Annotated in this window: 10 protein-coding genes; 1 reads left to right on the forward strand and 9 read right to left on the reverse strand. The window is 32.6% G+C overall.

Annotation, left to right across the window (positions count from 1 at the left end):
- The 9 genes from AC4FQX_RS07315 to AC4FQX_RS07355 form a co-directional block, all read right to left on the reverse strand.
- Positions 1–2,251 (reverse strand): C10 family peptidase (locus AC4FQX_RS07315; RefSeq protein ID WP_491167026.1); only part of this gene is annotated, 2,251 nt, incomplete at its 3' end.
- A gap of 272 nt (positions 2,252–2,523) precedes the next feature.
- Entirely contained in the window at positions 2,524–6,951 is a 4,428-nt protein-coding gene (locus tag AC4FQX_RS07320; protein WP_491167027.1) for a C10 family peptidase, read from the reverse strand.
- 266 nt (positions 6,952–7,217) lie between these two features.
- Positions 7,218–7,634, reverse strand: coding sequence for a hypothetical protein (locus AC4FQX_RS07325; protein WP_491167028.1), 417 nt, complete (start codon positions 7,632–7,634; stop codon positions 7,218–7,220).
- Positions 7,635–7,991: 357 nt separating this feature from the next.
- The gene (locus tag AC4FQX_RS07330) at positions 7,992–8,132 is read right to left on the reverse strand and encodes a hypothetical protein (protein WP_491167029.1); all 141 of its coding nucleotides are present in this window, start codon (positions 8,130–8,132) and stop codon (positions 7,992–7,994) included.
- A 139-nt stretch (positions 8,133–8,271) separates the two neighbouring features.
- Positions 8,272–8,925 (reverse strand): hypothetical protein, encoded by a 654-nt coding sequence (locus AC4FQX_RS07335; protein WP_491167030.1) that lies wholly within the window; start codon positions 8,923–8,925, stop codon positions 8,272–8,274.
- A gap of 116 nt (positions 8,926–9,041) precedes the next feature.
- The gene (locus tag AC4FQX_RS07340) at positions 9,042–9,287 is read right to left on the reverse strand and encodes a hypothetical protein (protein ID WP_491167031.1); all 246 of its coding nucleotides are present in this window, start codon (positions 9,285–9,287) and stop codon (positions 9,042–9,044) included.
- A gap of 44 nt (positions 9,288–9,331) precedes the next feature.
- On the reverse strand, positions 9,332–9,610 hold the full coding sequence (locus AC4FQX_RS07345; protein ID WP_491167032.1) for a hypothetical protein: 279 nt from the start codon (positions 9,608–9,610) through the stop codon (positions 9,332–9,334).
- Positions 9,611–9,928: 318 nt separating this feature from the next.
- Complete coding sequence (locus AC4FQX_RS07350) at positions 9,929–11,185, reverse strand: aspartate kinase (protein ID WP_491167033.1); 1,257 nt, start codon at positions 11,183–11,185, stop codon at positions 9,929–9,931.
- Positions 11,172–11,657 (reverse strand): GNAT family N-acetyltransferase, encoded by a 486-nt coding sequence (locus AC4FQX_RS07355; RefSeq protein ID WP_491167034.1) that lies wholly within the window; start codon positions 11,655–11,657, stop codon positions 11,172–11,174. The genes AC4FQX_RS07350 and AC4FQX_RS07355 overlap by 14 nt, the downstream gene beginning before the upstream one ends.
- Positions 11,658–11,950: 293 nt before the next feature.
- Here AC4FQX_RS07355 and fbp point away from each other — a divergent pair, with 293 nt between their 5' ends.
- Entirely contained in the window at positions 11,951–12,961 is a 1,011-nt protein-coding gene (gene fbp, locus AC4FQX_RS07360) for a class 1 fructose-bisphosphatase (RefSeq protein ID WP_491167035.1), read from the forward strand.
- Positions 12,962–13,175: the final 214 nt, after the last annotated feature.

Genomic DNA, 13,175 nt, shown 5'->3' on the forward strand with positions numbered 1-13,175 from the left:
TAGCTGCATTGTTAACAACCGTAAATTCTATAAAAGCTGGAGTTGCTCCGTCAACAATAGGAGTCCACTTATCAAATCCTTTTTCTTTAGCTACTACTCTTAATCGGTATGTTCCCGGAACAGTATTATCAGGTATGATACATGTTTTTTGTCCATACGGATTAGCTTTAGGAGCTATTGTTACTAGTGTCTGTGCCATACTTTCATTTAGAATGTATTTCACATTATCAGCATTATCAGTCAAAGCTACCGTATAATATCCTTCAAAAATTGTTGTAGAAGGGTTCTTAATATCCACTAAAGTGTTGAATTTGTACCCTGACTTACCAGTAGTTATTTCTGTACTGACACCTCTATCAAAAATTAGATAAGTAGGAGGTGTGTTTGGTGTAACTGTTAAAGAAATCTCTTTCGCCACCGCATCACAATTAGCAGCAATATAAGTATTGGCTTCTTTTTCTTCAACAATTTTTATTTTATAATCACCAGCATCAGTAGAAGAAGGAATTTTACAGTTATAATCATTTGTCGTGCCGGTTATAGCAGCTAATGTGGTTATAAAAACATCTGATTTGTTATAAAGAGCAATATATAGTTTTTTATATTTATTATAATTTGTAATAGAAACATTTATAGTAAAAGGGTCTTCTGATGTTACTGAATTTTTGCTAAGTGTTACTGTGTTAACAACATATTGTGGTGAATTATCTATAACTTCAAATGGAATATGATCCGGAATAGTAGATGCAGGACTTCCTACGATGGTCCATTCTTCACTTCCTTTAAGTTTCGAAATCATTTGAAGCTTGTATTTCCCCGGAATTACATTTTGTGGTAATCTGCAATTGTAAAAATTATATTCTTTATAAAAATAGCCGGAACCTAATTCTGAAAATCCGGTTTCTTTTAGTCTGTATTTAATGTTGTTGTTGTCTGTCAGTGCTATTCCGTAGTAACCCTCAAATGTGGTAAGAGAAACGTTTTTGAACGAAACCTTAGCATTTATATAGTTACCGGCTACACCTGAAGTGGTGTCGGCATAAAAAAGAGTATGTTCGTTTAATTCGACCTTTGGTGTTAGCCCCCCCCCTTCATTGGGTTTAATGTTTATGATAACCGTTTGTCCACTGGTGTACTCTAATGTTGCTGTTGTTTTAAAATAACCATCCATATAACCGCCCCATCCCCAGTTAAAGTGAAAGTATCCTTTATCATCATATCCGTCACAAACAAAAGCATGTCCACTGTTATTTGTATATCCGTCATAGTAAATAGGTCGTTTGTTGTCTAATTCTTTCCTCAGCATAGTATCCCAGCTGTTATCATCTGAAGTGTTATATTCATATCTTCTTTTGTTGTCTAAACTTTTATCATAATCGAAATAAGTAAATAAAGATTTAGCAGCAGAGCTTGTGGATGCGCCACTTCCAGAACGGCTATAATTCATTTTAACACTGGCCCCAATATGATACATTAATAGTGCGACGGCTTTTTGTTGCGCTGCGTTGCCCATGTTTGAGTAGGAATACGTATTTAACATATTATCCCAGTCATAGGTGTATTGACTCAGATCAATAGCCGGAATAGAATAAGTAGTATTATCGTTATTAAGGGTATATGCCGGGGTGGTACCTTGTCCTGATTTCGGATGATTATGGTATTTCATAATCTGGGCGGTTGCTGTTGCTACACATCCTGTATATACTGAAGGGTAAGGTATCTGACTGTTATATGGAGCGCTCTGACTCCAAGTTGTTTTAATAAGTGGCTCTACGGTCTGAGTGCTTACTGTTTTTAATCCGGGTCTTTTTTCTGACAGGAAGTTTTTCCACTCCTGTTTTACTTTTGCTGAAGGTTCTGCGCCTGAGGCAATTGCTTTTTGCATTCCAAGTATTACTGTTTCCATCCAGGATATGAAATTATCAGGGAGGTTGTTAGGGTTGTAATTTCCTTTATCAGAATATCCTATAATCGGGGTGTTAACATCATCAGCGGAGATGATTATAAATCCTTGATTATTACCAATATTAAACACGTAATAATAATTTGTGTTTGATTTAGTGCTTATTCTGGTGTTGCCAGAATTGGTATAAACTAATTTTAAAGGAGTTGAACTCATGCTCCTTACATTTGAATTATCTTTTAAAAAGACATTGGCGATGGTGTTAGCAGTTAATGGATCTATTTGTTTGGCAGATAATCCCAAAGAAACAGACATAAAAACCGTTAAAAACAGTAAAATATTTTTCATATAAATTAAATTTCGGTTAATTAAAATAATATTGATTTATTATTTAATTAAAAATTTTGTCTAAAGTAGTCTATGTTGTATAAATTAACAAAAAATTAGTATAATTTTTTTAAATATTTATGTGTATAATTTTACTTTCAGATTGGAGTTTTGGTTATTGTGGGTTTCTATTATGATAAGTTGATAATAGGGTGGTTTTTAAATATAAAGAAGGCAATCTTTTTGAGATCGCCTTCTTTGTTATATTCCTGTAAAAGGATTTAAAATAAAAATTATTGTTTATATACTTTATGACTGGACCATCCTTTTTCTGTTTTTACTTTTAAGATATAGAATCCATTCGGTAAGTGTTCCACAGGTAAGCTTTTTAAAGTTTCTGCACCTGTATTTTTTAAAACTGTTTTTCCTAAGAAGTTAATTAATTCGATATGTTGAATTTCTTCATTTTGGGATCCAACATAAAGAGTTTCTCTTAATGGATTAGGATAAATGGACAGGATAGAAGAAGGGATAGTCTGTTTAGGTGCTAAAAGAAGAGTATTACTTATCTTAATCGTATATTCCAAAGTCAGACTTGGAAATTTTACATTTGTCATTTTACAAACCAGATTTGCATTTGTGTATTTTGTGTCTGCAATGAATTTCCCATTACCTTCAGAAGTCAGATTGATTTCTGTGCCATTATTAAACCATTTGTACGTAGTTATTTTGTTATCAATGGTATATTCACTGCTCAGATCAATGCTTTTTCCTGCTGTTATTTCTCCTCCGTTTATTTTAGCTTGACTATGGTAAGTAGAAGAAGAGAAGATTATTGTAGGTAAATCAGAAAATTTCAACATATTATTGTCGCAGAAGAATGTTTTTATTGAATTCCAGTCTGCTACATTTAAGCTTGTCAGTTTATTAGAATGAATCTTTAAGGTTGTTAATGTCTGACAGTTTTGAATAGTAACATTGTTTAATTTATTATATCCGGCATCAATTAGTTGCAGTTTTGTGTTTTGTGAAGCCGTAAACCCGGTTAATTGATTGAACGGGAATAATACTTCCTTGATTTCTTTAAAAGGGCTAACATCTAAGTTTCCGGTTAAATTATTCAGACTCCACCAGTAAATACGGACTAATCTTTTGTTTTCAGTAGTATTTGTCCAGGTTAGTCCTTTTATTTTTGCTACCCATTCTTCGGATTCCATCCAATTTGAAATATCGGCTTGCGTTAATCCTAAAATGGAATAGTTTGTTCCCTGGCTTAGGAATTGGCGTAATCCTTTTTTGTCCTCTTCATTGTAAGTAATTAGTGTATTTGATTTTACAATCAAAGGAATGTTTTTAGCCGCTTCTTCGCAATTTGCAGAGATATAAGTATTGGCTTCTTTTTCTTCAACTATTTTGATCTTATAATTACCGGAATCAACAGAAGAAGGAATTTTACAGTTATAATCATTTGTTGTGCCAGTTATAACAGCTAATGTAGTTATAAAAATATCTGATTTATCATAAAGAGCAATATACAGTTTTTTATATTTATTATAATTTGTAATAGAAACATTTATTGTAAAAGGATCTTCTGTTGTTACTGAATTTTTGCTAAGTGTTACTGTGTTAACAACATATTGTGGTGAATTATTTATAATTTCAAACGGTACATGATCCGGTATAGAAGCGTTAGGGCTTCCGACAATTGTCCATTCTTCACCTCCTTTAACTTTCGAAATCATTTGCAGTTTGTATTTCCCCGGAATTACATTTAGCGGTATTCTGCAATTGTAAAAATTATATACCGGATAATAATAGCCGGAGCCTAATTCTGAAAGTCCTGATTCTTTCAATATATATTTAATGTTATTATTGTCTGTTAGTGCTATTCCGTAGTACCCCTCAAACGGGATGAAGTCAGCATTTTTGAACGAAACTTTTGTGTCCATATAATTTCCGGCTACACCTGAGGTTATATTGGTGGAGAAAAGAGTGTGTTCGGTTAATTCTATTTTTGATGTTGGAAGACTTTCTTTCTCATTTGTAACTTCAAATGGTGCATGATCCGGGATAGTAGTAGCGAGGCTTCCTACGATAGTCCATTCTTCACTTCCTTTAAGTTTTGAAATCATCTGAAGTTTGTAGTTCCCCAGAACCACATTCTGTGGTAATCTGCAGCTACGAAAAATATAATTTGGATAAAAATTACCGGCGCCTAATTCTGAAAGCTCCGTTTCTTTTAATATGTATTTGATATTATTATTGTCTGTCAGTGCTATTCCGTAGTATCCCTCAAACGTTGTAGTAAGAGAAGCATTTTTGAATGAAACTTTTGCGTATATATAATCCCCGACTACACCTGAAGTTGCACTAGCATAAAAAGAAGTGTGTTCGGTTAATTCAATTTTTGGAAGACTTGTAACTTCAAACGTTACATGATCCGGGATAGCAACAGTAGGGCTTCCTACGATAGTCCATTTTTCACTTCCTTTAAGTTTTGAAATCATTTGCAGTTTGTATTTCCCTGGAATTACATTCTGTGGTAATCTGCAATTGTTAAAATTATATTCTTTATAGAAATCGCCAGAGCCTAGTTCTGAAAGCTCTGTTTCTTTTACTATATATTTGATATTATTATTCTCTGTCAGTGCTATTCCGTAGTATCCCTCAAACGTTGTAGTAAGAGAAATATTTTTGAACGAAACTTTTATGTCTATATAATCCTCGGCTACACCTGAAGTTGCATTAGCATAAAAAGAGGTGTGTTCGGTTAATTTAATTTTTGGAGGACTTGTAACTTCAAACGGAACATGGTCAGGTATAGACGAAACGGGGCTTCCGACAATTGTCCATTCTTCACCTCCTTTGACTTTCGAAATCATTTGCAGTTTGTATTTCCCTGGAATTACATTCTGTGGTATTCTGCAATTGTTAAAATTATATTCTTTATAAAAATAGCCAGAGCCTAATTCTGAAAGCCCTGTTTCTTTTACTATATATTTAATGTTGTTATTGTCTGTCAGTGCTATTCCGTAGTACCCCTCAAACGGGATGAAGGCAGCATTTTTGAACGAAACTTTTGTTTCTATATAATCCCCAGCTTCACCTGAGGTTATATTAGTAGAGAAAAGAGTGTGTTCGGCTAATTCTATTTCTGATATTGGAAGACTTCCTTTGTTGTTTGTGACTTCAAACGGAACGTGGTCAGGTATAGACGAAACGGGACTTCCTACGATAGTCCATTCTTCACTTCCTTTGATTTTTGAAATCATCTGTAGTTTGTATTTTCCCGGAATTACATTCTGTGGTAATCTGCAGCTACGAAAAATATAATTTGAATGAAAATAGCCAGAGCCTAATTCTGAAAGCCCTGTTTCTTTTACTATATATTTAATATTGTTATTGTCTGTCAGTGCTATTCCGTAGTAACCCTCAAATGTGGTAAGAGAAACGTTTTTGAACGAAACTTTTGCATATATATAATCCCCAGCTGCACCTGAAGTTGCACTGGCATAAAAATAAGTGTGTTCGCTTAATTCGATCTTAGGTGTTAAAACCCCTCCTTCATTAGGCTTAATGTTTACAATAACTGTTTGTCCGCCAGTAAAGTCTAGGGTTGCGGTTGTTTTAAAATAACCATCCATATAACCTCCCCACCCCCAGTTAAAGTGGAAATACCCTTTATCATCGTATCCGTCACATACAAAAGCATGTCCGTCAGTGCCATATCCATCATAATAAATAGGTCGTTTGTTATCTAATTCTTTTCTGAGCATATTGTCCCAGCTGTTGTCATCTAAAGTGCTATATTCATATCTTCTTTTGTTCTCTAAGGTTTTGTCATAATCAAAATAGGTAAATAAAGATTTTGCAGCATAGCGTGTTTGTGCTCCACTTCCTTTTAGGCTGTAACCCATTTGAACACTGGCTCCTATATGATACATTAATAGTGAGACGGCTTTTTGTTGCGTTGCGTTGCCTATGTTTGAGTAGGAATATGTATTCAGCATATTATCCCAGTCATAGGTATATTGACTCAGATCAATAGCCGGAATAGAATAAGTGGTATTGTCGTTATTGGCGGTATATTCCGGAGTAGTGCCTTGTCCTGATCTGGGATGGTTGTAATATTTCATGATCTGAGCGGTTGCAGTTGCGACACATCCTGTAGGTAATGAAGGGTAAGGGATATCATTATTATATGGATAGCCCTGATTCCAGGTTGTTTTAATAAGTGGCTCTACGGTCTGAGTACTTACTGTTTTTAGTTCGGGTCTTTTTTCTGACAGGAAGCTTTTCCATTCCTGTTTTACTTTTGCTGAAGGTTCTGTTCCTGTAGTGATTGCTTTTTGCATTCCAAGTACTACGGTTTTCATCCATGATTTAAAGGCTTCAGGAAGGTTGTTAGGGTTGTAATTTCCTTTATCAGAATATCCTATAATCGGGGTGTTAACATCATCAGCGGAGATGATTATAAATCCTTGATTATTACCAATATTAAAAACGTAATAATAATTAGTGTTTGATTTAGTGTTTATTCTGGCGTTGCCAGAATTGGTATAAACTAATTTTAAAGGAGTTGAACTCATGCTCCTTGCATTTGAATTGTCTTTTAAAAAGACATTGGCGATGGTGTTAGCAGTTAATGGATCTATTTGTTTGGCAGATAATCCCAAAGAAACAAACATAAAAACTGTTAAAAAACACAAAATATTTTTCATATAAATTGAATTTAGCTTAATTAATTTAGTTTTAATTTGTTTAATTAATTAAAATTTAAGCTAAAATACATAATAACATATAAATTAACAAAAATTAAACATGTTTTTAAAATGTTTTTTTGTGGAGAATCATGTTTTTAGATTAGGGAAAGGGGTAAAAGACAAGGTAGTGTTGTAATTAAAACAGTATTAAATAGAATAGAAGAAGCCTTTATTTATAATCAAAATTATAAATAAAGGCTTCTTTAATGAATAAAATTATTTTTTTATTTTGGTAACGGAGATCCTACAGGGATTTCACAACGGTGTCCTGGTTCTCCATGTGGAGGATTCATTCCGGGAGCGGTTGTTGTTGTAATAACAGGAGCTTGCTGTTGAACTGTTATGGGTTGTTGAACAGTTGCTGGTTGCGGTGCCGGTTGTGAGTTTAAAGGAGCTCCCACTGGAATTTCACAACGGTGTCCCGGTTCTCCGTGAGGAGGATTCATTCCCGGTAATGTTGCTGTAATAGCAGGAGTTGGCTGTGGGGTTATGGTTTGTTGTGTCTGCTGTGAGTTTGTATTTTCAATTATTGGCGTGTGTTCAGAAGAAGGATTGTCTTGTACTTTTAACTCTTCTTTACAGGAAATAAAAAGTAAGGAAGTAGCAAAAAGAAAAACTATATTCGTTTTTAATAAGGTCATGATTGTTTGATTTAAATTACAGAGATCAAATATACTCTTAAATTTATAAACGAAAAAAAACGTTTTTAATTTTAAAAAAGCCAAAGATTTTTAATTTATTCAGAGGAGAAGTCTCTTTGTATTTGATTTAAGGAGACAGGAGAATATAAAGAGAAAAGTCCTCATGGCGATAAGGACTTTCTTTGAAACGATTAACCCAAAATAATATCTTAAATAATTATATAAATAAACAGATAAAATAATTCTACAGAATACAGGGCTTTTGTCTAAAGTATACTGAAAGTCGATGAAAAGAGGTTCAGTTAACTAAATACAAACAGTAGATAAATATTTTTAACGGATCAGAAAAACAAGGGATTACTCTTTATTTTTTTTCTCATCAGTACCCATTAATAAAAAAACGGCTGCTATAAGTCCAATAATCACCAAACTAAATATACCGATCATTATAAATGCTCCACTGTCCCAAGAATACAATGCAATTGAAAGCTTATTCATAAATTCTAAATTTTAAGATTGCTCAAAGATAGTTTTCTAAAATAGAATAAAAAATGATAATTATCATGTTATTTTAACAATAGGAGCTAAAATTATTAAAGTGGGTAATTAGATATGGTAATAAAAGCATGATTTATATCTATTTATCAGGTGAAATATAAGTTTTATTTCCGTTAGAATTAATGTAGTATTTGCCTCCTCTTGGGCCGGTATATACTTTTTTGCCATTATATTCACCAGTTACTTTATCAATTTCATTTGTTGCTTTTGTTTCTGCTTTTTTAGCAGTAGATTTTGTTTCAGATTTAGTCTTTTCAGCGGTTTTAGTAGTGTTATCTTTTACTTTGGCAGCAGCATCAGAAGCTTTTTTTGTTACTTTATCTGCTTTGTCAGAAGTGGTTTTGATCTCGTCTTTTACTTTAGCTCCTTTTTTATTAGCAGCATCAGAAGCTTTTTTTGTCGCTTTATCTGCTTTAGTGCTTGCTTTGTCAGATGCGGTTTTGATCTCGTCTTTTACTTTAGCCCCTTTTTTATTAGCTGCATCAGAAGCTTCTTTTGTCGCTTTATCTGCTTTAGCGCTTGCTTTGTCAGATGCGGTTTTTAGTTTCGCTTCTTTCTTTTTAGCTGCATCAGAAGCTTTAGTAGTCGCATCTTTTGCTTTCGACACTTTTTTCGTGATTGCATCAGAAGCTTTTACTGTTTCTTTTTTAGGGCTCTTTTTTGCAGTTGTTTTTTGAGCATAAAAACTGTTAGAAAAAGTAAGTAACAAGAATAACAAAATTAATTTTTTCATAACGACAAAGTTTTAATTAAAAAAAATTAAATCAATTAGTAAATATAAGTACAATTTAATAAAAAAACAGTCCATAATTTTAATTACGAACTGTTTTTAAGAAAACTAGTCTTTTATTATTTTGCTTTTTTCATATCAGCTTTTGCCATATCCATTTTTTCAGAAGCAGTTTTCTTAGCTGCATCTACTTCTTTTTTCGCTTTATGCTCTTCTTTCTTAGCCTTTTCAGATACTTTGGTAGTTTCTTTATCTGCTTTAGCGATTTCTTTTTTCACTGCTTTTTTAGCAGCAGGTACTTCTTGTTGTGCATAAGTAGCGACAGAAAAAGCAAAAAATAATGATAATGCAATTAATTTTTTCATGGGATTAAATTTTAAAAGTGGGTTAATTTTAAATAGATAAATTATTATTTGATATTTTTAGCTTCTGTTTTTCCAACAGTTACTTTTTCAGAAGCTGATTTTTTGGCCATTTCCGCTTCTTTTTTTACTTTGTTTTCTTCCTTTTTTACTTTTTCAGAGGTTTTAGCTACTTCTTTATTTGTTTTTTCAGAAACTTTGGTAGCTTCTTTGTCTGTTTTGGCAATTTCTTTTTTCACTGCTTTTTTAGCAGCCGGCATTTCTTGTTGTGCATAAGTAGCAATTGAGAAAGCAAAAAATAGAGACAAGGCAATTAATTTTTTCATAATGATTTGTTTTTTAATTTGAATTAAAATTAATTAATTAGTAAATCCAAAAAACAGAACCCTTTAAAAGTTAACAAACATTTAATTAAAAGAGGTATATTATATTTGATAATCAGCTAATTATGTTTTTTTAAAATTGAAGTATTATCTTGTTTTTATGGAAGAAATTCTACTTTTAAAAACTATATATTTTGTTGATAAACAGTGTTTTAATGTTTTTATTTATTGTAGTGTGTATAAGATAAAAGAATAAAAAGTATTAAAAAATCAAAAAATCCTCACTCAGGAGGATTTAGATAAGGAAAAGTGATTTAAAAATTATTCTTCTTTTGTTACAATCTGCATAGTTTCACGACTTACCTGTCTCAGTAATACATCTTTATTATCTAAAACGGTTTGTGCTGCTTTATCCGTAAAATGTCTGATCGTATAAAGAGAAACATTATTATTAAAGCTTACTTTAAATTTCTTAGAAAGTATTTTATTCAGTTCCTCAAAGTTTTCAAATTTATCATAAACACAAACTGAAAAGCTAATAGCAGAATTCTGGATCAGATGTACTTTCATTTTATATTGATGTAATAAAGCAAAAATCTCACTAATATTTTCTTCCATAATAAAAGAAAAATCAATAGAAGAAAGAGAAAGTAATAACTGATTCTTTTTTATAATATAACACGGATGTTGTGGTTCAAGGTCGATACCTTTACTAACACAAGTTCCCGGCAATGTAGGGTTAATAAATGATTTTACATAGAGAGGGATCTCCTTACGTTGTAAAGGCTGCAATGTTTTTGGGTGGATTACGGTTGCTCCGTAAAAAGCAAGTTCAATCGCTTCACGATAAGAAATACGATTTAATAAAATAGCATTTTCAAAATATCTTGGATCAGCATTCATAACTCCGGGAACATCTTTCCATATTGTAACACTGTCCGCATTTAAACAATAAGCAAAAATAGCAGCAGTATAATCTGAACCCTCCCGCCCCAGAGTGGTAGTAAAGTTATTAGAATCAGAGCCCAAAAATCCCTGAGTGATATTCAGTACTTTTTTCTTGATATTTTTAGAAATATTTTTCTGAGTTAAATCCCAGTCCACAGTAGCATCACGGTAATTTGTATCTGTTTTTATGAAATTTCGGACATCCAGCCATTGATTTTTTATGCCTGCATAATTAAAGTAATGACTAACAATCGTAGTAGAGATTATTTCTCCAAAGCTCACAACCTGATCGTAAACAAAATTATAATTAGGAGACTTATTAGTAGAAAGAAAATTTTCCAGATCAGTAAATAGTTTGTTTACTTCAGAAAAGACAGCATTCTTCTCATCTTCAAATAATTCCAGTAAAATCTGATTGTGATATTTCTTAACTTCCTGAACAGAAGACTGTAATGATGATGCTTTTTCAAAATAATCCTTAATAACTACCTCAAGTGCGTTAGTTGTCTTGCCCATTGCAGAAACAATCAACAGAACATCATCATAACCTACTTTTTGTAGGACTTCAAAAACATTTTTAACACCAGTAGCATCTTTTACAGACGCCCCACCAAATTTAAATACTCTCATATATATTAGTTACAAAATTTGTAATTCCATTTTCATCCATTTGAACAGTATACCAGTCTTCCAGAATAGTAGCCCCTGATTTTTTGTAAAACTGAATAGCAGGTTCGTTCCAGTTCAGAACAACCCATTCTACTCGTTTTACATTCTCTTTCTTAGCATATTTTAATACTTCACTATATAGAGCATACCCTAGACCAGTTCCTCTCATTTTTTCCTTTACAATTAAATCCTCAAGATGAATGGTTTTCCCTTTCCATGTTGAATATCGGTTATAGAATAGAGCCATTCCTACAATTTCATTATCTACTTCAGCAATAAATGTCCGAAATAAGGGATTCTCTAAAAATCCATCTCTTATTAAATCCTCTGCAGTTACTTCAACAGCATCAGGTTCTTTTTCAAAAACAGCCAGTTCATTAATTAGTTCAATGACAGATGGCATGTCTTCCTTTTTACCTCTTCTGATAATCATATATTCTTTTATTCTTTGTGGTTTTTTGACAAATGTACAATTCTGATACCTATTCAGAATAGTATTATTCCCTTTATCACAAAAATAACAAGAATTGTTAATCTGAATATTTTTTTTGATTGGTTCGTTAAAAAGTTTTCATATAAAAATAATATATATTCTCCGATTGTCTTTTAATTAAAGAATACTTCAAATGGTTAATGGAACTTTAAAAATTAAAATCAGGTATAAAAATATTATTCGCTTACAACAAAAAAAGCGATATTTGTTCGCACAACTACAACGCTATAGTAATGGAACAACGCAATAAAACATTAGGTGAGTTTATTATTGAAAACCAGGAAGCTTTTCAATACTCATCAGGAGAGCTGTCAAAACTTATCAATTCAATTCGATTAGCAGCTAAAATAGTAAATCATAAAGTAAATAAAGCAGGTTTAGTAGATATTGTTGGCGCAGCAGGAGAGATTAACATTCAGGGAGAAGATCAGCAGAAACTGGATGTGTATGCAAATGAGATTTTTATACAGACGTTGATTAATCGCGAGATTGTTTGCGGTATTGCATCAGAAGAAAGCGATGATTTTATTACAATAAAAGGGAAGGACGAAAGTCACAATAATAAATATGTTGTATTAATGGATCCTCTCGACGGGTCTTCAAACATTGATGTTAATGTTTCCGTGGGAACTATATTTTCCGTTTTCAGACGTATAACGCCAGTAGGAACGCCAGTAACAATAGAAGATTTCCTACAGCCGGGTGTAAATCAGGTTGCGGCCGGATATGTTATTTACGGAACATCAACAATGTTGGTTTATACTACAGGGCACGGTGTAAATGGATTTACGCTGAATCCGGCTATCGGAACTTTTTACCTTTCCCATCCCAATATGAAATATTCACAAGACGGCAATATTTATTCCATAAACGAAGGGAATTATGTTCATTTTCCACAAGGAGTCAAAGACTACATAAAATATTGCCAGAATGAAGAAGGTGACCGACCTTATACCTCAAGATATATAGGTAGTTTGGTTTCCGATTTTCATCGTAACATGATTAAAGGAGGGATTTATATCTATCCGACCAGTTCAAAAGCACCAAACGGAAAATTGCGATTATTGTATGAGTGTAATCCGATGGCTTTCCTGGCAGAACAGGCAGAAGGTAAAGCTTCGGACGGATTTAATCGCATTATGGAAATTCAGCCTACAGAATTACATCAGCGTGTACCATTCTTTTGCGGAAGTTATAATATGGTAAAAAAAGCAGAAGAGTTTATGGCGGAAGCAGAAATGTAATTTTTATATACGATATTTTAGAGAAAAGAAGCTAGAAACAAGAGCAAAGATATTCTACTTCAGTTAGGAGACCGTCATTTATATCTGCAAAAGGGGGAAACTTTTCAGCGTAGATTACTTTTGAACCTCTGTAATTATAGCCTTTCAATCATAAATCGTATATTAATTATACCTACAAGGTCAAAAAAAGACCTTGCAGGAAAATCATATATCT

The sequence above is a fragment of the Flavobacterium sp. AK-301 genome, assembly GCF_058310215.1.

Bases quoted from the DNA above. Each gene is read 5' to 3' on its own strand.
- AC4FQX_RS07330 (WP_491167029.1), bottom strand. From the start codon at position 8,132: ATGAATAAGCTTTCAATTGCATTGTATTCTTGGGACAGTGGAGCATTT.
- AC4FQX_RS07335 (WP_491167030.1), bottom strand. From the start codon at position 8,925: ATGAAAAAATTAATTTTGTTATTCTTGTTACTTACTTTTTCTAACAGT.
- AC4FQX_RS07355 (WP_491167034.1), bottom strand. From the start codon at position 11,657: ATGATTATCAGAAGAGGTAAAAAGGAAGACATGCCATCTGTCATTGAA.
- AC4FQX_RS07320 (WP_491167027.1), bottom strand. From the start codon at position 6,951: ATGAAAAATATTTTGTGTTTTTTAACAGTTTTTATGTTTGTTTCTTTG.
- AC4FQX_RS07350 (WP_491167033.1), bottom strand. From the start codon at position 11,185: ATGAGAGTATTTAAATTTGGTGGGGCGTCTGTAAAAGATGCTACTGGT.
- fbp (WP_491167035.1), top strand. From the start codon at position 11,951: ATGGAACAACGCAATAAAACATTAGGTGAGTTTATTATTGAAAACCAG.
- AC4FQX_RS07345 (WP_491167032.1), bottom strand. From the start codon at position 9,610: ATGAAAAAATTAATTGCCTTGTCTCTATTTTTTGCTTTCTCAATTGCT.
- AC4FQX_RS07325 (WP_491167028.1), bottom strand. From the start codon at position 7,634: ATGACCTTATTAAAAACGAATATAGTTTTTCTTTTTGCTACTTCCTTA.
- AC4FQX_RS07340 (WP_491167031.1), bottom strand. From the start codon at position 9,287: ATGAAAAAATTAATTGCATTATCATTATTTTTTGCTTTTTCTGTCGCT.